Consider the following 20,343-nt stretch of genomic DNA (forward strand, 5'->3'; position numbering starts at 1 on the left):
CTGGACCCGGCGGGCCCGCCGTTCCATTGGCCGTGACGACAGCAAGTGAAAGAATCTGGCCACGCTCGTAGCGCGGCTCCCCCCCCCGGCTCTAATCCCCCTCCGGCAGCACCGCGTGGCGCGTGGCCCACGCGACCACGGACGCGAACGCGGCCAGCAGTGCCACCGTGAGCAGCGCCGTCGTCAGCGAGAACCAGTCGGCGAGGAAGCCGATCGCCACCGGGCCGAGCAGGATCCCGCCGTAGCCGAACGTGGAGGCCGCCGCGACCCCCTGCGGCCCGGCCAGGGCTCCCGCGCGGCCGATGGCTATGGGGAAGACGTTCGCGAGGCCGATCCCCGTCAGCACGAAGCCGCCGAGCGCGAGCCAGACCGACGGCGCCAGCGAGCCCAGCAGCATCCCGAAGGAGGCCAGGGCGCCGCCCGCGATCAACGTACGGCCGGGGCCGAGCCGTTCGAGCAGCGCCGTGCCCGAGGCGCGGCCCACCGTCATGGCGCCCGCGAAGACCGAGTACCCCATCGCGGCGAGCCCCGCGCCCGCGCCCAGGTCGTCGGAGAGGTGCAGGGCGCTCCAGTCGGCCAGCGCGCCCTCCCCGTACGCCGTGCACAGCGCGATCAGCCCGAGCACCGCCACCAGCCGCCCGGCGCGGCCCGTCATCCCGGGGGCGTTCCCGGGGGTGCCCTCGCCGCTCCCGGCGTGCGGCGCCGTCGGCACGGAGCAGCGCAGCAGCGGGCGCGCGCCGAGCGCGGCGACCACGAGCGCGACGAGCATCAGCAGCGTCAGATGGCGGGCGGGGGACAGGTGCCCCGCGACCAGGCCGCCGAGCCCCGCGCCGAGCATGCCGCCGAGGCTGAACGCGGCGTGGAAGCTGGGCATCACGGGCCGCCGCAGCGCCGCGACGACGTCGACGGCCGCGCTGTTCAGCGCCACGCTGATCCCGCCGTACGCGGTGCCGAAGACCAGCAGGACGAGCCCGAGCGCGAGCGCCGAGTGCGTCAGCGGCGGCAGCGCGACGCTCACCGCGAGCAGGAACCCGGCGGCCACGGTGACGGGTTGGTGCCCGAAGCGGGCGCAGAGCCGCCCGGTGAGGATCATCGTGAGCACGGCCCCCGCCGACACGCCGAGCAGCGCGAGGCCGAGCGCGCTCGGCGAGGCGTTCGTCTGCTCCTTGATCGCGGGGATACGGACGACCCAGCCCGCGAAGACGAAGCCGTCCAGGGCGAAATACGCGGTGAGTGCGGCACGAAAGCGGCGCAGGTCCGGGAGGGTGGAGTCAGGCGGAGTACCACTGCCGCGCCCCATCGCACCGGCGAGCGCCGACCGCATTTTGTTTAGTGTCGGCACAAAGAGAGAATAGGGGAGTGACCCAGACGCGTACAACACGTTCTACGAGGCTGGAGAGAGGCCGTTCGGCACTCGGGCCCGCACTGGAGCTCGTGCACACCGGGCAGGCCCCGACCCGCGCCGTGCTCACCGCGGAGCTGGGGGTGACCCGCGCGACCGCGGGCGCCGTCGCCGCCGAGCTGGAGTCCCTCGGGCTCATCACCGTCGACCCCCACCCCACCGCGCCCGTCGGCACCCAGGGCCGCCCCTCGCACCGGCTCGCCGTGGACCCGGACGGGCCCGTCGTGCTCGCCGTCCAGGTGCACGCCGACGGCTTCCGCGCCGCGCTCGTGGGCCTCGGCGGGCGCATCGTCGCCACCGCGCCCGGCTGCGGCACGGTCGACGCCGACCCGGCGCGCGTGCTCGGCGAAGTCGTCGCCACCGGCGCGGAGTTGCTGCGGGAGACCGGGCGGCGCTGCGTGGGCGCCGGGTTCGCCGTGCCCTCCGCCGTCGCCGAGCCCGAGGGCACCGCGCTCAACCCGCTGCACCTCGCCTGGGAGGCGGGCGCGCCCGTACGGGACATCTTCCAGCGCTGCCTGGACGAGGCAGGCATCCCCGGCCCCTCCGGCGGGCCCCCGGTCACCGCCTTCACCGGCAACGACCTCAACCTCGCGGCCCTCGCCGAGCACCGGCACGGCGCCGGGCGCGGCGCCCGGCACCTGCTCGTCGTCGGCACCGGGCACCGCGGCGTGGGCGGCGCGCTGGTGCTGGACGGCCGCCTGCACACCGGGAGTTCGGGGCTCGCGCTGGAGGTCGGCCATCTGACCGTCGACCCGGAGGGCCGCCCCTGCCACTGCGGCAGCCGCGGCTGTCTGGACGTCGAGACCGACCCCGCGGCCCTGCTCGCCGCCGCCGGACGCGAGGCGGGCCCCGAGTCCTCGCTGCTGGAGCAGGCGGGCGAGCTGATCCGCACCGAGTACGGGAGCGACGTGGCCGTACGGGAGGCCACCGGGCTCCTCATCGACCGCCTCGGCCTGGGGCTCGCCGGGCTGGTCAACATCCTCAACCCGGACCGCGTCGTGCTCGCCGGGCTGCACCGCGTCCTCGTCGAGACCGACGGCGAGCGGCTGCGCGGCGTCGTCGCCGACCGCAGCCTGTGGGGCCGCAGCGGCAGCGTGCCCGTCCTCCCCGGCACTCTCGCGCACAACTCCCTCGTCGGCGCCGCCGAGCTGGCCTGGCAGCCCGTGCTCGATGACCCGCTCGGTGTCCTGGGATGATGGACGTCATGCGCATCAGAGCGGGCGACAGCCGCGATCTGGCGGCCCTCCAGGACATCGAAAGGGCGGCGGGACGCTGGTTCCGCGACCTCGGCATGGACGAGATAGCCGAGGACGAGCCCCCCACGCTCGACACTCTCGACGGCTGCGCGCGGGCCGGTGGCCTCTGGGTCGCCGAGGGTCCCGACGGCGGCCCCGTGGCGTACGCGATGGTCGAGAAGGTGGACGGGAACGTCCACATCGAGCAGATCTCCGTCCATCCCGACCACGCCCGGCGCGGCATCGGACGTACCCTCATCGAGCACATCGCCGCGCGCGCCGCCGAGGACCAGGCGCCCGCGCTCACCCTCACCACCTTCACCGAGGTCCCCTGGAACGCGCCGTACTACGAGCGGTGCGGCTTCCGGTGCCTCGACGAGCCCGAACTCACCCCGGGGCTGCGGGAGATCCGCCGCGTCGAGTCCGAGCACGGGCTCGACCGGTGGCCCCGCGTGTGCATGCGGCGCGATCTACTCCCCCCGGAGTAGCGCGGATCTCCTCCGCCGACGGCAGGTGACGGGGCACCTCTCCCGGTTACCGTCTTCTCATGGAGGCGGAGCGGGTGTGGCGGGACCGGATGAGGGACGTGATGCTCGCCGTGGGCGTCACCGTGCTGGAAGTGGGCGCGGCGCTGACCGAGCCGGGCACGCCGGGCACCGAACTGGACGCGTACGGATACGCGTTGATGCTGGCGCCGGGCCTCGCCCTGCTCGCCTCCCGCCGCGCCCCCGTGCCCGTGCTGCTGCTCGCGAGCGTCTGCCTCGCGGCGTACGAGGTGCGGGACCACCCCGGCGACGTCGTGGCTTTCCCCGTGATCGCCGCCGTGTACGCGGCCGTTCGGCGCGGGCACAGGCCGGTGCTCCTCGCGCCCGTGGCAGCCCTCGTCGTCGCCATCGCGGGCGGCGTGCTCACGGGGGACGACGGGCAGTCCGTGTACGAGGCCGTCCAGTCGCGGTTCCTGCTGGCGGGCTGGATCGTCGCCGCCGCGATGATCGGGCAGGCGGCGCGGAACTGGGAGGCGTACCTCGAACAGGTCGAGCGCCGCGCCGAGGACGCCGAGCGCAGCCGCGAGGAGGCCGCGCTGCGCCGCGCGGACGAGGAGCGGCTGCGCATCGCGCGCGAGCTGCACGACTCCCTCACCCACAGCATCTCCGTCATCAAGGTCCAGGCCGGGGTCGCGGTCCATCTCGCCCGCAAGCGGGGGGAGGAGGTGCCCGCCGCGCTCCTCGCCATCCAGGAGGCGGGCAGCGACGCCTCCCGCGAACTCCGCTCCACCCTCGGGGTGCTGCGCACCGCCGACGGCGCGGACGACGGCACCGCCCCGTCCGCCAGCGGCCTCGGACGGCTCGACAAGCTGCTGGAGCGGGCCCGCGCCGCCGGGCTGCGCGCCTCGCTCACCGTCACCGGCGAGCGCCGCCCGCTGCCCGGCGACACGGACACGGCGGCGTACCGCATCATCCAGGAGTCCCTCACCAACGCCGCCCGCCACGCGGGCCCCTCGGCCACCGCCACGGTCACCGTCGGCTACGAGCCGTCCCGGCTGACCCTGCGCGTCGAGGACGACGGGCGCGCCTCGCCGGACCGGCCCGTCGTGCCCGGCACAGGCCTCATCGGCATGCGCGAGCGCGTCACCGCGCTGGACGGCGAGCTGGAGGCGGGCGCCCGCCCCGGGGGCGGCTTCGCCGTCCGCGCCCGGCTCCCCCTCGCGCACCAGGACGACCCGGCCGCCGTCCCCGGCCCCCGTACGCTCCCCGAGGAGGCGCCCCGGTGACCTCGACGATCCGTGTCCTGCTCGTCGACGACCAGACGCTCATCAGGGGCGGCTTCCGCGCGCTGCTGGAGGCCGAGGACGACATAGAGGTCGTCGGCGAGGGCGCCGACGGGCGCGAGGCCGTCCGGCTCGCCGCCGAGCACGTCCCCGACGTCGCGCTCGTCGACGTCCAGATGCCCGTCTCGGACGGCATCGAGGCCACCCGCCTGATCGCCGCCGACCCCGCGCTGGCGGCCGTGCACGTCGTGATCCTCACCAACTACGGCCTGGACGAGTACGTGTTCAACGCCCTGCGCGCCGGGGCCTGCGGCTTCCTCGTCAAGGACATCGAGCCCGCCGACCTGCTGCACGCCGTGCGCGTGGCGGCCCGCGGCGAGGCGCTGCTCGCGCCCGCCATCACCCGCAAGCTCATCGCCGAGTACGTCTCGCGCCCGATGGACCTCACGGCAGGCACGGACGGCAGCCTCGACGTCCTCACCAACCGGGAGCGCGAGGTCGTCTCCCTCGTGGCACGCGGCCTCTCCAACGACGAGATCGCCGCCCACATGGTCATCAGCCCCACGACGGCGAAGACCCACGTCAGCCGTGCCATGACCAAGCTCCACGCCCGCGACCGCGCCCAACTCGTCGTCCTCGCCTACGAGTCGGGCCTCGTGGCCGTCAGGCCCTGAGACGGGCGCGGGTCCGCACCCTCCGGCGGCCATTGCCGGGGCCGGGGGCCCGTCCGTAGACTCCGTGCCGACCATGATCCACAACAGAGGGGGCCAGTCGTCACCTCATGAAGAAATTCACCACACGCGCAGTCACCGTCGGAGTCGGCACCCTGGTCGCGGTCGGCGCGATCGGCGCCCCGCAGGCCCAGGCCATCGACGTCTGGGCGAACCCGGGCCACTCGAAATCCGGTAAGAGCTACGTCCATTCCGCACGCGCCTCGTTCACCGCGAACGGCGACACGTTCACGGTCTACGACGACGAGAAGGACGGCTACCAGCCGGTGCTGGAGGTCTACGCGACGCGGGCCAACGGCGACGGAATCAGCGGCAGCTACTGGTACGACAAGGGCGGCAAGACCCACGGCGTACTGCTCTCCAAGGACCTGGAGGAAGGCTCCGCCGTGAAGTTCCGGATGTGCATGTCCTGGGGGAACAAGCAGTTCGCCTGCGGCAAGTTCCGGACCACGACGGCATAGGGAGCACGCCCCGGACGCCCGTACACCCCGCGCGGTGTACGGGCGTCCGCGCTCCGGTACGGCTCAGGCGCCGAGCGCGTCCGCGGTCGGGACGACGACGCCGAACGTGTCGGAGACGGTGGTCAGGGCCGCCGTCTTGAGGTCCGCTGCGGGCAGGACGGAGCCGTCGGGGGAGGCGAGGGCGCGGGTGGCGGTGGCCTCGGCGACGACCGTGGGCCGATAGCCCCGGTTGAACGCGCCCTGCGCGGTGAACGTGACGCACATGTGCGCCATCAGCCCGGCCAGCACGAGATCCTTGCCACCGCCGGGCTCGAAGCCCAGGCCGCTCAGGGTCTTCTCCAGCTCGGTCGCGTGGAACGAGTCGGGGAAGTTCTTGACCACCACCGGCTCGCCGTCCAGCGGGGTCACCTCGTCGCAGACGGCGCCGATCTCGGCGCGGATGTCGAACGGGCTGCCCTCGCCGCCGTCGTGCACGACATGGACGACCGGCGTGCCGGCGGCGCGGGCCCGCTCCAGCAGGCGCGCCCCGGCCGCGAGGGCCTCGTCGACGCCCTCCAGGGTCATGACACCGGTGCGGTAGGCGTTCTGGAAGTCGATCAGGACCAGGGCCGACTCGCTCAGCCGGGGCGGGGTGCCGTCCAGGCCCATCACGTCGCGCAGGGTCGTGGAGGGGGTGCGGGTGCTCATGGGGGACCTTCCTTCGGAGGTTCTGGGCATGGCGGGGCCGCCGCCTCGCCCAGGTGACAAGGGGATACGGGGTGTGCCGGTACGGACGGCTCAGGCCGCCCGGGTGCGGAACCGGCGGCGGTAGGCCGCCGGGGTGGTGGCGAGCTGGCGGCGGAACGCCCGGTGCAGGGTCTCCGCCGAGCCGAGCCCGGAGGCGGCCGCGACCTGCTCCAGCGGACAGTCGGTCGTCTCCAGCAGCCGCCGGGCCGACTCGACCCGGACCGCCTCGACGTAGGCGGCGGGGCTGGTGCCCGTCTCCTGCTTGAAGACGCGTGCGAAGTGCCGTTCGCTCAGGCACATCCGGTCCGCCAGGGCCTGCGCGGACAGGTCGCCGTCGAGATGGTCGGCGATCCACAGCCGCAGCTCGTCGATGTCCCGCCGCGTCGCCGCGGGACGGCTCAGCGGCACGGAGAACTGGCTCTGGCCGCCCTGCCGTTTGAGGTACAGCACCAGGTTCCGGGCGACCGCCAGCGCGGCCTGCTCGCCCAGGTCCTCGGCGACGAGGGCCAGCGAGAGGTCCAGGCACGCGCTGATGCCCGCGCCGGTCCACAGCCGCCCCCTGTCCGTACGGACGAAGATCGGGTCGGGGTCGACCGTGACGTCCGGGTGCTCGGCGGCGAGCTGGGCGGCCGTCGACCAGTGCGTCGTCGCCGTCCGCCCCTCCAGCAGCCCCGCCGCGGCCAGCACATGGGCGCCGACGCACACCGACGCCACCCGCCGGGCGTGCGGCGCGGTCTTCCGCACCCACTCCACGACGACGGGATCGGTCCGGGCGACGGGCCCGTCGTCCGTCATGTCGACCGCGCCCGGCACCAGCAGCGTGTCCACGTCCTCGCCGACCTCGTCGAAGGCCACGTCGGTGACGAGCCGTACGCCCGCCGACGTACGGACCTCGCCGCCCGAGGGGCTCGCCAGGCACACCTCGTACGCGGCGCGGCCGCCGGTCTCCCGGTCGGCCAGCGAGAAGACCTCGGCGGGGCCGGTGACGTCGAGGAGGTCGACATCGGGGAAGACCGCGACGACGACCCGGTGCGGAGTGGGCATGCCCTCATCCTCGCCGCGTCCCGTCGGTGGCCGCAATGACGATTCCCTGTCACATCCGGACATGGCCCGGGCGCGGGGACGGCGGCCGGGGGAGCAGTCCCGCACCCCTCGGCGTACTCCCCGGGAAGCAGCCGTACTGCCGCTGGCCGTACGACGACCGGGACCCCCTCCCGCGGCCACTCTCGGTAGCGAAGTCGCAAGACAGCGAACGAACCGCTACCGAGGAGCTGAGCACCATGCAGACCCTGGCGCACTGGAACGACGGGGGCGGCCCCGGCCCCTGGATCCTGCTCTTCCCGCTGCTGTGGGCGTCCGTCGTCGCGGGCGGCATCCTCCTGCTGCGGCGCACCGTCTGGCGGGGCCGGGGCGGACCGCGAGGCCCGCGCGGGCCCTGGAACCGGAACGCCGCGGGCGGCCCCGGCGGCCCCACCGGCGCCGAGAGCCCCCTCGGGCTGCTCGACCGCCGCTTCGCGCGGGGCGAGATCGACGAGGACGAGTACTGGCGCCGGTTCTCCGTGCTGAACGAGAGCGCGCGGGACAGGGCGGCGGGCACCGGCGGCACCGGCGGCGGCAAGGGCGGCGCGTCATGACCGCCCCGGCCCCGACCGCGACCACGGGCGGCGGTACGGCCGCCGCCCGCGTCGTCGGCGCCGTGAAGGTCTACGGCAGCGGCGACACCGAGGTACGCGCCCTCGACGGCGTCACCCTCGACTTCACGGCCGGGCGGTTCACCGCGATCATGGGCCCGTCCGGCTCCGGCAAGTCGACCCTGATGCACTGCGCGGCGGGGCTCGACACCCTCACCTCCGGCGAGGCGTACATCGGCGGCACCGGGCTCGGCGGGCTGGGCGACACCAAGCTCACGCTGCTGCGGCGCGAACGCGTCGGCTTCGTCTTCCAGGCGTTCAACCTGCTGCCGACCCTGACCGTCGCCGAGAACATCACGCTGCCGCAGGACCTGTCCGGCAGCCGCGCCGACCCCGAGTGGACGGACGCGCTGATCGACGTCGTCGGGCTGCGCGACCGGCTGCACCACCGGCCGAGCGAGCTGTCCGGAGGCCAGCAGCAACGCGTCGCCGTGGCACGCGCGTTCGCCGGACGGCCCGACGTCGTCTTCGCCGACGAGCCGACCGGCAACCTCGACTCGCGCTCCGGCGAGGAGGTCCTCGGGCTGCTGGGCAGCGCCGTACGGCAGATGGACCGCACCGTCGTGATGGTCACCCACGACCCGGTGGCCGCCGCGCACGCCGACGAGGTCGTCTTCCTCGCCGACGGGCGGCTCGCGGGCCGCATGGAGGCCCCGACGGCCGAACGCGTCCTGGACGCCCTCAAGGAGTACGACCGCAAGGACCGTGCGGGGACCACGGGGGTGGCGACATGAGTGCCAACGGCAGCGCCCGCGCCTCCGTCCGCCTCAGCCTCGCCTCGCTGCGCACCCACAAACGGCGCTTCGCCGGCACCTTCTCGGCCGTGCTGATCGGCGTGGCCTTCCTCGCCGGGACGCTCGTCATGGGGGACACCCTGCGCGCGAGCTTCGACTCCATGTTCGGCGGCGCCACCAGCGGCACCGACGCCGTCGTCCGCAGCGACAACGTCATCACCACCTCCGACGACGCCATGGGCACCCGCCGTCCGCTCCGTACGGACGCCACCCTGCGCGCCGTGGAGAAGGCGCCCGGAGTCGCCGCCGCCGAGCCCAGCGTGCAGGGCTCGGGGCAGCTCGTCGGCTCCGACGGCGAGCCCATCGGCGGCGAGGGGCCGCCCACGGTCGCGGGCAACTGGATGCAGGACAAGCAGCTCAACCCGTACGAGCTGGCCGAGGGCCGGGCGCCCCGGCGGCACGCCGAGGTCGTGATCAACCGGGGCGCCGCCGAGACCGGCGACCTCAAGATCGGCGACACCGCCACACTGCGCACCCCCGACCCGCTCAAGGTCAGGATCGTCGGCATCGCCACCTTCGGCGGCGAGGACGGCATGGCCGAGACGACGTTCACGGGGATGACGCGCGCGGACGCCGAGAAGTACCTGATGCCCGAGCGCGGCATGGCCGCCAGCGTCCAGGTGCGCGCCCAGGACGGCACGAGCCAGGAGGAGCTGACCCGTTCGCTGGAGGCCACGCTCCCCCAGGGCGTCGAGGCCATCACGGGCCAGGAGTCCGCCGAGGAGAACCTCGACAACCTCTCAGGCCAGTTCCTCACCCTCTTCACGAGCCTGCTGCTGGTCTTCTCCGGCATCGCGCTGCTCGTCGCGGTCTTCTCGATCCACAACACCTTCGCGATCGTCGTCGCCCAGCGCACCCGCGAGAACGCGCTGCTGCGCGCGCTGGGCGCCTCCCGGCGCCAGGTGCTTGCCTCGACGCTCGCCGAGGCCGCCGTCGTCGGTCTCGCCGCCTCGGCCGTGGGGCTGGGCGTGGGCATCGGCATCGCGGCCGGGCTCCAGGCGCTCTTCCCCGCGATCGGCTTCCCGTTCCCCGAGGGCCCGCTGGTGATCGGCGGCGTCTCCATGCTGCTGCCGCTCGGCGTCGGCTTCCTCGTCTGCCTCGGCTCCGCGCTCGCGCCCGCCGTACGGGCAGGGCGCACGGCCCCGCTGGCGGCCCTGCGCGAGACGTCGGCGGAGAACGTACGGGTCTCCCGCGCGCGTACGGTCACGGGCGTCGTGCTGGGCGCGGGAGGCATCGCCGCCGCCGTCCTCGGCGCGGGCACGGGCGACCCCTCCGTGCCGCTGACCGCGACCGGCGCCGTGGCCGTGCTCGCCGCGTTCGTGGTGCTGGGCCCGGTGGCCGCCGCGTCCGCCGTACGGGCGCTGGGCGGGCCCGTGGCGCGGCTGCGCGGGCTCACCGGGGCGCTGGCCCAGCGCAACGCGCTGCGCAGCCCCAAGCGGACGGCGGCGACCGCGACCGCGCTGATGATCGGCGTCGCCGTCGTCTCGCTCTTCACCGTCTTCGCCTCCTCGCTCAAGACGACGATGGACGAGACCGTCGCGCGGAACTTCGCGGGCGACGTCGCCGTCTCCACCCCCGGTTTCGGCGCGGGCGGCAGCGGGCTCAGCCCCCGGCTCGGCCCGGCGCTGGAGAAGCTGCCCGAGGTGGACACCGCGCTCGGCCTCGGCCAGGGCGTGGCCCGCGTCGACGGCTCGGGCCAGGAGCTGACCGTCACGGACCCGGCGAAGCTGCCCGACGTCATGAACCTCGGCACCGTCGACGGCTCCCTGAAGGACCTCGGCCGGAACGGCATCGCGGTCTCCGAGCGCAAGGCCGAGGACCACGGCTGGAAGCCCGGCTCCACGGCCGAACTCGCCTTCACCGACGGCCAGAAGCAGCGCTTCACGGTCCGGGCCGTCTTCGGTACGAGCGAGCTGACGGGCGACTACGTCATCACGCACGAGGCGTGGAAGCCGCACCGTACGCAGGACGCCGACAGCCTGCTGTCGGTCACCTTCGCCGACGGCGTCTCCCCGGAGAAGGGCAAGGCGGCCGTCGCCGCGACCGCCGAGAAGTACGGCAACCCCGACGTCCAGACCCGCGACGAGTACGCGCAGTCGGCGGCGGGCGGCATCGACATGATGCTCACCCTCGTCTACGCGCTGCTGGCGCTGGCCGTCCTCATCGCCCTGCTCGGCATCGCCAACACCCTCACCCTGGCCCTCCACGAGCGCACCCGCGAACTCGGCCTGCTGCGCTCCGTCGGCCAGACCCGCGCCCAGCTCCGCTCGATGGTGCGCTGGGAGTCCGTCCTCGTCGCCGCCTTCGGCACGCTCGGCGGACTCGGCCTCGGCGGCTTCCTGGGCTGGGCCCTCGTCAAGGCGACGGACAGCAGGGGCATCAGCGCCTTCACCCTGCCGCCGCTCCAGCTGACGGTCGTGGCGCTCGTCGGCGTCGCCGCGGGACTGGTGGCGGGCTGGCGCCCGGCACGCCGGGCGGCGCGGCTCGACGTCCTGCGCGCCATCGCGGCCGAATGACGGCGGCGCGCGCTCCACAGGGGAGGGCGCGCGCCGCTCCCGGGCGCCCCCGGCGGGGGAGGGGGCGTCAGGAGGCCCGCGACGTGGAACGCGGCTGCCGCTCCCTCGGAGCGGCAGCCGCGTCGCCGTCGGCCGCGTACGTGTCGGCGTAGGCGTCGGCCGCGCGGGCCGCGCGCCGGGCCGGGCGCGCCTGGCGTGTCTGGCGTGCGGCGCGCGGTGGGGCGAACGCGGCGGGCAGCGTGAACCAGACGACCTTCCCCGAGCCGTCCTGGTGCGCCCGCATCCCCCAGCTGTCGCTCACCGCCGCGACGAGCGCCAGCCCCCGCCCGCTGGTCGCGAGCCCGCTCGGCGCCGACCGTACGCGCGGCAGCCGCGGGTCCCGGTCACGCACCGAGACCGTCAGCCGGTCCCAGGCGAGGGAGATCTCCACGGTGCAGTGCTTGTCCGTCTCCGCGTGCCGGTGGACGTTCGACAGCAGCTCGGTCACGCCGAGCGCCGCCGGGTCGATGAGCGGATCGAGCCGCCAGTAGCGGAGCTGTGCCGAGACGATTCTGCGCACCTGGCCGATGCGCGAGGGCAGCGCCTGGAACTCCACGGCGCAGTGCCTGCCGGGCACCGTGCGGACGCTGGTGCTGGTGCTGCTCGGTGGACTGATCACGACTGTGACTCCCTGGTGAGGGCCTGCCCGGGAGGGCGGGAGCGGATCACGTGTGACGTACGCAACAAACCCAGCATGGGAGCGGTCGCACCGGGTGGCAAACGGGGCGTGCCCGTCGGTTCACCCTCGGCTCACCCGCCGACTCGTCCCCGGCTCACTGCCCGAGCACCCCGCGCTCGGCGGCGGCCTTGGCACGGGCCGTCCGCACGGCGTTGATCAGCCCTTCGCGGTGGCCGAGACCGAAGCGCAGGACGTAGCGATTCCGGCCGACCGTCGCCAGCACCTGGTCCCGTACGCCGTAGCCGCTCAGCCGGACGTGCTCGACGGGCGCGCTGTCGATCTCGCTGCCGTAGCTCGTCATCAGCACCAACTGGCCGTCCCGTACGAGAACGTGACCGGCCCGGGTCAGCGAGCGCAGCATCCGTCGTATCCGGACTCCCGCCGCGTCGAACTCCGGTTCCGTCACCTCGACCGCCTCCCACCGGTTTGTCCCGGCACGGGTACCCTCGCGCCTCGGCCGTACACCCCGCCGGGCGGCCCTGGCCCGTACTCCTGCTGCGGGGAGTCTGCCCGTGTCCGGGCCGGTCTACCAGTGCCGATTTATGATCGGCTTCGTGAGCACCACCGAACCCGCCCCTGACGCCACCTCCGCCCCGACAGCCGACGTGGACCGCAGCGACCCCGAGTACCGGGCCTGGCTCAAGGAAGCCGTGCGCAAGGTCAGGGCCGAGAGCGGCCGCAGCGCGGACACCCATCTGCTGGCGTTTCCGCTCCCCGAGGAGTGGGGCATCGACCTGTACCTGAAGGACGAGTCGACGCACCCCACCGGCAGCCTCAAGCACCGTCTGGCACGCTCGCTCTTCCTCTACGGGCTCTGCAACGGCTGGATACGGCCCGGCGGGCCCGTGATCGAGGCGTCGAGCGGCTCCACGGCCGTCAGCGAGGCGTACTTCGCCAAGCTGATCGGGGTGCCCTTCATCGCGGTGATGCCCCGCACGACGAGCACGGAGAAGACCCGGCTGATCGAGTTCCACGGCGGCCGGTGCCACCTGGTGGACGACCCGCACACCGTGTACGAGGTCTCGGCGGCCCTCGCGGCGGAGACGGGGGGCCACTTCCTGGATCAGTTCACCTACGCCGAGCGGGCCACCGACTGGCGCGGCAACAACAACATCGCGGAATCCACCTTCGACCAGCTGCGCGCCGAGCGCTTCCCCGAGCCGGCCTGGATCGTCGCCACGGCGGGCACCGGCGGCACCTCGGCCACCTTCGCCCGCTACATCCACTACATGCAGTACGACACCCGCGTCTGCGTCCCCGACCCGGAGAACTCCTGCTTCTTCGACGGCTGGACGCGCGACGACCCCGAGGCCACCAGCGACGCCGCCTCCCGCATCGAGGGCATCGGCCGCCCCCGTATGGAGCCGAGCTTCGTGCCCGCCGCCGTCGACCGGATGATGAAGGTCCCCGACGCCGCCAGCGTCGCCGCCGTACGGGCGCTGGAGGCGGCCATGGGGCGCAAGGCGGGCGGCTCGACCGGGACGGGGCTGTGGAGCGCCCTGCGGATCGTCGCCGAGATGCGCGCCGCGGGCCGTACGGGCAGCGTCGTGACCCTGCTCTGCGACCCCGGCGACCGCTACCTCGACAAGTACTACTCCGACACCTGGCTCGCCGCGCAGGGCCTCGACATCACCCCGTACGCCCGGACCCTGGACGACTTCCTGGCGACGGGGGAGTGGCGGGAGTAGCCCTCTCCTTCCAGGGGCTCAGCGCACCCGCTCCCGCAGGCGCGCGTCGAGGTTGCGCACGGCCTGGCGGAACGAGCGGCCCATCCCGGGCCTGCCCAGCCGCGCCGCGGCCCGCAGCCCCTGCCCGCCGTCGAGCGCCATGGTCCAGCGCAGCCGCGTCCCGCCCGAGGGGGAGACGGCGAGAGTCCAGTCCTCCAGCAGGGCGCGCACGCCCGGCGCGTTCGTCTCGTCGACCCGGTACGCGTACCGCTCCACGGGCTGCGCCGCCATGATCGTCTCGCGGAAGAAGACCCCGCCCCGCAGCCGTACGAGCCGCCCCCGGCCGCCGTCCGTGGGCCGCACCTCGGTCACGGCGGTGAACCAGCGCGGCCACGCCTCCAGCTCGCCCGCCAGCGCCTCGTACACCGACTCCCTGGTCGCGCCCACGTCTCCGGTGAAGGAGAGCCGCAGCGGGGCCGTGTCGGCGAAGTCGAGCTCGACGGGACGCAGTTGGCGTGCCATGGGCCTACCCCCGGGGAGTGTGCGAACGGGCGTACGAGTACGAGTCGCACACCCTACTGCGCCCGGCGCGCTCAGCCCTGCCCGGGACCGGCCCCGGTCTCCGTCTCGCCCGCGACGACCAGCTCCGGCAGGTGCTCCTGGATCTCCTCCCGTGCCTCCGGCGGCAGCCCGCCGTCGGTGACGAGCGTGTCGACCTCCTCCAGAGAGGCGAACGAACTCAGGCCCACCGTCCCCCACTTGGTGTGGTCCGCGACCACGATCACCCGGCGCGCCGAGCCCACGAAGCGGCGGTTCGTCTCCGCCTCCGCGAGGTTCGGCGTCGACAGCCCCGCCTCCACCGATATCCCGTGCACGCCCAGGAACAGCACGTCGAAGTGGAGCGAGCGGATCGCGGCGTCGGCGACCGAGCCCACCAGCGAGTCCGACGGCGTGCGCACCCCGCCCGTCAGCACCACCGTCGCCGCGCCGGGACGGCCCGAGGGCGCCCCGCCGGACGAGCGCTGCGCGCTGTGGAAGACATCGGCGACCCGCACCGAGTTGGTGACGACCGTCAGATTCGGCACGTCGAGCAGATGCTGCGCCAGCGCGTACGTCGTCGTGCCGCCGGAGAGGGCGATCGCGCTGCCCGGCTGCGCCATCGAGGCGGCCACCCGCGCGATGTCCTCCTTGGCGCTCAGCTCCATCGACGACTTCGCCTCGAAGCCCGGCTCGTGCGTGCTCGCCTCGGCCACCGGCACCGCGCCGCCGTGCACCTTCTCCAGTGCGCCCTGCCGGGCCAGAGCGTCCAGATCGCGGCGGACCGTCATGTCGGACACGCTGAGCTTGCGCGTGAGTTCGTTGACCCGCGCGCCGCCGCGCCGCCGCACCTCCTCCAGGATCAGCGCGCGCCGCTGCTCGGCGAGGAGGTTCTGGTTGTCGCTCACCGCTTGGTCCGTCCCTTCGGTCCCTCGTCCACCGGCCCGGCCTCCCGGCGGGCGGTCCGGAGCCCAATCCTCCCATGGGCGCGAAGGGCACGCGCGTGTCACGATTCGGCACCGCGCGCATCAGGTTCATCCCATCGGGGACTGCACACGGGCTTGGGCGGCGAGGATGCTGGGGAGCGATTACCGGCACGTATTCGGGGGACTTCGGGGGAAGACAGACATGCCGTCAAAGCGCGCGCACAAGGGTGCCCGGGAAGGCGCGGCACCGCAGCGGAACGGACAGGAACCGAACGGTAGGGAACCGAACGGCAAGGAACCGACCGAGCAGAAGCCGGACGAGCGGGGGCTCTCCCTGGAACTGCTCGTGCACGGCGTCGGGGGCACCACACCGGAGGAGATGCTCCGGGACCCCCGCACGGAGCGCATCACGGGGGACACCACGGCGGCCGTCTACCGCCGTACAGAGGACGCGGACGCGGAGGAACGCCCGGAGGAGTACCGGGACGAGCCCGTTCCTGAGGCGTACTGCTGGTCGAATCTCACCTCGGGCAACGGGGCGCGGGCCCTCTGGCTGATCCTGCTGCCCTTCATGGTCGTCAATCTCGCGCACTGGACGCGTCCCGCGTCCGACGGCCACCGCCGCATGGTCCGGCTGCACGGCGTGCTCGTGCGGCTGGTGGCACTGTCGCTGACCGTGCTGCTCGTCGGCGCGGTCTGCGAGGTGGCGCTCGATCTGATCGCCTGGCAGTGCGGCGGCAGCAAGGAGTGCGCCGGACAGCGCGACTGGCTGGCGTTCATGGCCGCCGGGCCGGACGGCTCGGGCGGCTGGTGGAGCCAGCCCGGCCGCAGGGTGGCACTGGCCGCCGTGCTCCCGGCCGCCGCCACCGGGCTGCTGTGGTGGCTCTCGCACCGCACCTGGAGCGCGTACGAGTCGCAGCAGCCGCTCGACGTCACCGTGACCGAGGACGACCCGAAGGCGAACGGGCGCCCGGCGCTCTCGCTGCCCGGGTTCTGGTACGGCAAGCGGCACGTCGCCCGGCTCCGCGCGGCCCACACCGCGGCCGGGTTCCTGACGATCGGCGCGATGCTCGCCGCGGCCTCCACGCGCCACGACCGTGAGCCCGGCGGCAGCGCCGTGCTGAACGCCTTCGGCTGGGCCCTGGAGGGCATGCTCCTCGCCTGCGGGGTGTGGGTGCTGTACGTGGTCTGCAGCAGGGCCCGGAAGGAGACCAGGACCGACAAGGACGACGACTCGCTCTCCGTCACGGCCCTGCCCGGCGTGGCCCTCGGCGTCACCGTGCTCGCGGCCCTGCACGGCGCCTGGTCGCGCCCGGGCTGGGTCTCCTCGGACGCGCCCCTGCCCAGCGACGCGACGTTCGGCGTCATCGCCGTCATCCAGGGCGCCCTGGTCGTCGCCCTGGGCGTCGTCGGCGTCGTCCTCTACCGGGACCGCCCGGTGGAGCGGACCGCGCTGGGCGGCTTCGCCCCGGCGGCGGTCGCCATGCTGGCCTGCGCCCTGGGCGCGGTGCTCTCCGGCGGCGTCGCGCAGCGCGTCGGCGACTGGCTGGACGGGCCCGCCACGCCCGGCTCGTCCGGCGCGTCGATCGCGGGCCCGCCCACCCTGCTCACCTGGCAGGCGTCGATCATCCCGCTGCTGCTCGTCTTCGTGCTGGCGCTGATGGCCTGGTTCGCCTTCCAGCTGTGGCGCCGCGCCAAGGCGCTGCGCGGGAAGGTGAACGCGATGTACCCGGACGCGCCGCTGCCCGACGAGTCGCGCTCCCGGCGCATCGGCGGCGCCATCGCCCGCGCGGCGCTCACCGACGAGGCGCCCTGGCTGGTGGCCACCGTCGCGGTCGTCACGCTCGTCCTGGGCGGCTGCGCGGTCCTCGGCACCGTCCTCACCGACGACGTCCCCGGCCAGGCGGCCGACGGCGCGGGCGCGGTGGTCAACGGCGCCGCGGATACCGTGCAGGCCCTCGGCTCCTGGATGGTCGGCTTCGGCTTCCTGCTCTTCCTGACCTGGGGCCGCAGGGCCTACCGCGACCCGTCGGCGCGCCGCACCATCGGCATCCTGTGGGACGTCGGGACCTTCTGGCCCCGCTCGGCGCACCCCTTCGCCCCGCCCTGCTACGCGGAGCGGGCGGTGCCCGACCTGGCCTGGCGGATGGCGATGTGGACCGACAAGGAGCCCACCCGGCGGCTGGTCATCTCCGGCCACTCCCAGGGCAGCGTCCTGGCCGCCTCCGCCGTCTGGCAGCTCGATCCGGAGACCCGCAGGCAGATCGCGCTGCTCACCTACGGCTCACCGCTGGAGCGGCTCTACGCCCGCTGGTTCCCGGCCTACTTCGGACCGGCCCAACTGGAGGCGCTGCACGGGGACATCCGCTGCTGGAGCAACCTGTGGCGGCTCACCGACCCCATCGGCGGCCCGGTGCGCCTCCAGCCCGTGAACGGCCACCGCGTCGACCACGGCCCGCTGCGCGACCCGGTGGACTACGGCCGTACGAAGGAACGTCCGCTGCCCGCGCCGATCCTGGCCCACAGCGACTACCAGGCCGACCCCGCCTTCGACGAGGAGCGCGACGAGCTGCTCGCCCGGCTCAGGACCCCGCGCGAGGGCCTGACGGGCGTACCGCCGCAGCCCGCGCTCGTCGCTCAGGCCGAGCGCGTGGGGCCCGGCAGGTCCTCGGGGTAGAGCAGCGTGAGGTCGTCGGTGCTCGGGTCGGGGAGCTGCGCGACCCGGCCCGCGTGCCGCTCGACCATCGCCTCGAACGTCTGCCGCGCGGTGCGCCCGTTGCCGAACGAGGGGCCCTTGGGCAGCGTCGTGAAGTAGCCCAGCAGCGCGTCCCGCGCGCCCTCGCCGAGGTGGTACTCGTGCTCGTCCGCCTGCTGCTCGACGATGCGCAGCAGCTCGTCCGGCGCGTAGTCCCCGAAGGTGATGGTGCGTGAGAAGCGCGAGGCGACGCCCGGGTTGACGGCGAGGAAGCGCTCCATCTCGGCCGTGTACCCGGCGGCGATCACCACGACCTCGTCGCGGTGGTCCTCCATCAGCTTCACCAGGGTGTCGATGGCCTCCCGGCCGAAGTCTCGCCCGGAGTCCTCGGGCGAGAGCGCGTACGCCTCGTCGATGAAGAGCACGCCGCCCCGCGCCCGTTCGAACGCCTCCTGGGTGCGGATCGCCGTCGAGCCGATGTGCTCGCCCACCAGGTCGACCCGGGAGACCTCGACCAGATGGCCGCGCTGGAGCACGCCCAGGGAGAGCAGGATCTCGCCGTACAGCCGCGCGACGGTGGTCTTGCCGGTGCCGGGGGAGCCGGTGAAGACCAGATGGCGGCGGGCCGAGGCCGCCTTGAGCCCGGCGCGCTGCCGCCGTCGGCCGACCTCGATCATGTCGGTGAGGGCGCGCACCTCGCGCTTCACGCTGTCGAGCCCCACCAGCGCGTCGAGCTCGCCGAGCACCTCTTTGGAGGGCCGCAGGGGAGCGGCGTCGCCGGACTCCTGGCCTTCCCCGGCCCGTACGTCCGCGGTCGCGGGGGCGGGCGGGAGGGACGGCGTCTGCGGCTGCTGCCCCGGCGCGTACTGGCGGGGTACGGACACCGAGGCCGTCAGCAGACCCGCCGTACCCTCCGGCGGCGGGGCTGGCGCGGGCGGGGGAGAGGAGGGCAGGGGGCTCGCCGTCGCGGCGCTCTCGTCGCTGGAGCAGTCCTCGGTGACGGGACCCTCCTCGGCGAACTCGTAACCCCCGCGCGCGCAGCGCTCCGTACGGCAGCGGCGCAGCGTGGTGCGGCAGCCGTCGATGATGTGGAACCCGTACCCCTGCGAGCCGGTGACCCGGCAGTGCTGGAAGGTGCCCCGGCCCTCGGCCGAGACGTAGAAGCCCGCCTCCGTGGCACCGCTGACCGTGCAGCGCTCGACCGTGGGGTCGGCGCCCTTGGTGACGATGACGCCGGTGGCGGCGCCGTCTATGGTGCAGCCGCTGAGGACGCCGCCGCTGCCGTGGTCGCGGAACCAGGCGCCCGTCGCCGCCTCGCGGATCCGGCAGTCGTCGAGCTGGACGGCCGCGCCGTCGCTCACCGAGACGGCGGTGCCCCGCACCTGCGACAGGTCGCTGTCGAGCACGTCGACCCGGGAGCCCCGGTCGAGGACGAACAGCGCGTCGGGCACCGAGTGCACGCGGCAGGAGTCCAGCACGGCGGTCGCGCCGTCGCTGACCCAGACCGCCGGGTAGTCGCCCGTGCTCTCGTGGATCTCGCAGCCGTTGGCGTCGACGCGGGTGCCGGGGTCCCATACGGACAGCCCGTTGCGCCCGAAGCGGCGGACCGTCGAGCGGGTGAGGGTCAGGACCGAGCGGGAGCGCAGGTCCACCGCGTTCTCGGGGATGTCGTGGACGTCGCAGTCGGCGAGGGTGAGCACCGCGTCGGTGTCGAGGGTGACGCCGTCGCCCGAGGTGCGGTGGACCTGGCAGTCCGTCAGATAGCCGCTGGCGCGGGCCGCGACACGGACGCCGCTGCCCTTGATCTCGTACACCTCGCAGCCCACCGCCTCGGCGGAGGTGCCCTCGCCCTGGAGGGAGAGTCCGGCGCCCGACGCGTGGTGCACGCGGCAGCGCTCCAGCCGGGGGCGCGCGCCGTCGCGCACGGCGATCCCGGACTGCCCGGCGGCGACGACCTCGCACTCCTCGTAGAGCCCACCCGCGCCGCCGATGACGCTCATCCCGAGGCCCGCCGGGTTGTCCACGACACAGCGCCGCACGGTGGGCCGCGCGCCGTCGCGCACCTCGATGCCCGAGGCGGAACGCGTCATGACCCGCAGCCCGGTCAGCTCGGGCGCCGCGCCCTCGATCAGCACGGCGGGCACGGCCGTGTCCTGCCCCTCGATCTGGAGATCCTGCACGGAGGCGGGCGCGCGGACGGTCAGGGCCACCCCGTCGACGGGCGCGATACGGACCGAGCCGCTGCCGGAGCGCTCGGGTCCGCGCAGGGTGACGGTCCGCTCCAGCACCAGGTTCTCGCGGTACGTACCGGGCGCGACGGTGAGCACGTCCCCGTCGGACGCCGCCTCCAGCGCGGCCGACAAGGACGCGTACTCCCCCGTGCGCCGCCGCCACCGCGACGTGCCCGCGTGCGTCACCGTGACCGAGCCCTGTGCCATGGAGTGCCGTGCCCCAACCTCGTGCGTACCCAGATGCG

The 20,343-nt window shown here is 74.2% G+C and carries 18 protein-coding genes; 10 read left to right on the plus strand and 8 right to left on the minus strand.

The features are described from left to right. Positions 1-91: 91 nt before the first annotated feature. Positions 92-1,342: an MFS transporter gene (locus ACGF3A_RS16430; protein ID WP_393730185.1), complete on the minus strand. Its 1,251-nt coding sequence runs from the start codon at positions 1,340-1,342 to the stop codon at positions 92-94. A gap of 17 nt (positions 1,343-1,359) precedes the next feature. Here ACGF3A_RS16430 and ACGF3A_RS16435 point away from each other — a divergent pair, with 17 nt between their 5' ends. The 5 genes from ACGF3A_RS16435 to ACGF3A_RS16455 all read left to right on the plus strand — a co-directional run bounded on the left by ACGF3A_RS16435 (position 1,360) and on the right by ACGF3A_RS16455 (position 5,597). Beyond that, positions 1,360-2,598 (plus strand): ROK family protein, encoded by a 1,239-nt coding sequence (locus ACGF3A_RS16435; protein ID WP_393730186.1) that lies wholly within the window; start codon positions 1,360-1,362, stop codon positions 2,596-2,598. 8 nt (positions 2,599-2,606) lie between these two features. After that, complete coding sequence (locus ACGF3A_RS16440; RefSeq protein WP_393730188.1) at positions 2,607-3,125, plus strand: GNAT family N-acetyltransferase; 519 nt, start codon at positions 2,607-2,609, stop codon at positions 3,123-3,125. Positions 3,126-3,184: 59 nt separating this feature from the next. Further along, complete coding sequence (locus ACGF3A_RS16445; protein ID WP_393730190.1) at positions 3,185-4,408, plus strand: sensor histidine kinase; 1,224 nt, start codon at positions 3,185-3,187, stop codon at positions 4,406-4,408. Next, positions 4,405-5,079 carry a response regulator gene (locus ACGF3A_RS16450; RefSeq protein WP_393730192.1) on the plus strand — a complete coding sequence of 225 codons (675 nt, stop codon included), beginning with the start codon at positions 4,405-4,407 and terminating at the stop codon, positions 5,077-5,079. The genes ACGF3A_RS16445 and ACGF3A_RS16450 overlap by 4 nt, the downstream gene beginning before the upstream one ends. Before the next feature lie 107 nt (positions 5,080-5,186). Continuing rightward, entirely contained in the window at positions 5,187-5,597 is a 411-nt protein-coding gene (locus ACGF3A_RS16455) for a hypothetical protein (RefSeq protein ID WP_393730194.1), read from the plus strand. 63 nt (positions 5,598-5,660) lie between these two features. Here the strand turns inward: ACGF3A_RS16455 and ACGF3A_RS16460 are convergent, their stop codons facing one another. Beyond that, a complete protein-coding gene (locus ACGF3A_RS16460) occupies positions 5,661-6,284 on the minus strand; it encodes a cysteine hydrolase family protein (protein ID WP_393730196.1) in 624 nt (207 codons plus the stop codon). 90 nt (positions 6,285-6,374) lie between these two features. After that, the gene (locus ACGF3A_RS16465) at positions 6,375-7,367 is read right to left on the minus strand and encodes a GlxA family transcriptional regulator (RefSeq protein ID WP_393730198.1); all 993 of its coding nucleotides are present in this window, start codon (positions 7,365-7,367) and stop codon (positions 6,375-6,377) included. Between the two features lie 236 nt (positions 7,368-7,603). On the opposite strand from ACGF3A_RS16465, the gene ACGF3A_RS16470 reads away from it, so the two are divergent. From ACGF3A_RS16470 to ACGF3A_RS16480, 3 genes are read left to right on the plus strand one after another with little or no spacing between them, the layout of a single operon-like run. Then, complete coding sequence (locus ACGF3A_RS16470) at positions 7,604-7,957, plus strand: SHOCT domain-containing protein (protein WP_393730200.1); 354 nt, start codon at positions 7,604-7,606, stop codon at positions 7,955-7,957. Next, positions 7,954-8,748, plus strand: coding sequence for an ABC transporter ATP-binding protein (locus tag ACGF3A_RS16475; protein ID WP_393730202.1), 795 nt, complete (start codon positions 7,954-7,956; stop codon positions 8,746-8,748). The genes ACGF3A_RS16470 and ACGF3A_RS16475 overlap by 4 nt, the downstream gene beginning before the upstream one ends. Beyond that, positions 8,745-11,324, plus strand: coding sequence for an ABC transporter permease (locus ACGF3A_RS16480; RefSeq protein WP_393730204.1), 2,580 nt, complete (start codon positions 8,745-8,747; stop codon positions 11,322-11,324). Before ACGF3A_RS16475 ends, ACGF3A_RS16480 begins: the two co-directional genes overlap by 4 nt. 67 nt (positions 11,325-11,391) lie before the next feature. Here the strand turns inward: ACGF3A_RS16480 and ACGF3A_RS16485 are convergent, their stop codons facing one another. Together ACGF3A_RS16485 and ACGF3A_RS16490 are read right to left on the minus strand one after the other, a co-directional pair. Beyond that, positions 11,392-11,979 carry an ATP-binding protein gene (locus ACGF3A_RS16485; protein WP_393730714.1) on the minus strand — a complete coding sequence of 196 codons (588 nt, stop codon included), beginning with the start codon at positions 11,977-11,979 and terminating at the stop codon, positions 11,392-11,394. 157 nt (positions 11,980-12,136) lie between these two features. Then, positions 12,137-12,448, minus strand: coding sequence for a hypothetical protein (locus ACGF3A_RS16490; RefSeq protein WP_393730206.1), 312 nt, complete (start codon positions 12,446-12,448; stop codon positions 12,137-12,139). 136 nt (positions 12,449-12,584) lie between these two features. On the opposite strand from ACGF3A_RS16490, the gene ACGF3A_RS16495 reads away from it, so the two are divergent. Beyond that, a complete protein-coding gene (locus ACGF3A_RS16495) occupies positions 12,585-13,730 on the plus strand; it encodes a PLP-dependent cysteine synthase family protein (RefSeq protein ID WP_393730716.1) in 1,146 nt (381 codons plus the stop codon). 18 nt (positions 13,731-13,748) lie between these two features. On the opposite strand, the gene ACGF3A_RS16500 is transcribed toward ACGF3A_RS16495, so the two are convergent. Beyond that, positions 13,749-14,231 (minus strand): SRPBCC family protein, encoded by a 483-nt coding sequence (locus ACGF3A_RS16500; protein WP_393730208.1) that lies wholly within the window; start codon positions 14,229-14,231, stop codon positions 13,749-13,751. 71 nt (positions 14,232-14,302) lie between these two features. Next, a complete protein-coding gene (locus ACGF3A_RS16505; protein ID WP_393730209.1) occupies positions 14,303-15,154 on the minus strand; it encodes a DeoR/GlpR family DNA-binding transcription regulator in 852 nt (283 codons plus the stop codon). A 220-nt stretch (positions 15,155-15,374) separates the two neighbouring features. Between ACGF3A_RS16505 and ACGF3A_RS16510 the strand changes: the two genes are divergently transcribed. Beyond that, entirely contained in the window at positions 15,375-17,849 is a 2,475-nt protein-coding gene (locus tag ACGF3A_RS16510; RefSeq protein ID WP_393730211.1) for a hypothetical protein, read from the plus strand. Here ACGF3A_RS16510 and ACGF3A_RS16515 read toward each other — a convergent pair. Continuing rightward, positions 17,810-20,305: a right-handed parallel beta-helix repeat-containing protein gene (locus tag ACGF3A_RS16515; protein WP_393730213.1), complete on the minus strand. Its 2,496-nt coding sequence runs from the start codon at positions 20,303-20,305 to the stop codon at positions 17,810-17,812. The genes ACGF3A_RS16510 and ACGF3A_RS16515 overlap by 40 nt on opposite strands. Positions 20,306-20,343 lie beyond the last annotated feature (38 nt).

Source organism: Streptomyces sp. NPDC048172 (genome assembly GCF_043202595.1).
GTDB lineage: Bacteria > Actinomycetota > Actinomycetes > Streptomycetales > Streptomycetaceae > Streptomyces.